General features: G+C 50.1%; 1 protein-coding gene. It reads right to left on the bottom strand.

The genetic code is table 11. The annotated features are described in order from the left end of the window. On the bottom strand, positions 1–351 hold a 351-nt coding region (locus tag AC1EU5_RS16025), incomplete at both ends, for a DUF7507 domain-containing protein (protein ID WP_480193427.1).

Raw genomic sequence — 351 nt, 5'->3', positions numbered from 1 at the left:
ATCAACCACAGCTACGCCTGTTAAGGTAGCTGTACCTGTGTTGGTTACTGTAAAGGTATAGGTCACCACATCACCCACAGACACATCTCCAGATCCATCTGGATCCGTAATCGTATTGCTCTTGACAATACCCATACTCGGGGTCGCTACCGGGATGCTGTTCGTATCCGTTACATCAGGAGCCTGATCACTACTTCCCGTAGCAATGTTTGTGATCGTCGTACCTAAGTCGCCTGCCTGGATCGTATAGCTAAGCGTACCACTCTCACTGTCACCAGCGGCTAGCACTGCTACACCATCACCTGCTACATCGCTTAAGGTCACCGCGCCTAAAATATCATCAACCACAGC

It is taken from the genome of Maritimimonas sp. 2405UD52-3, assembly GCF_056591715.1.
Note: the sequence above shows the minus strand (reverse complement) of the source record. Positions and strands in the feature narration are given on the sequence as shown.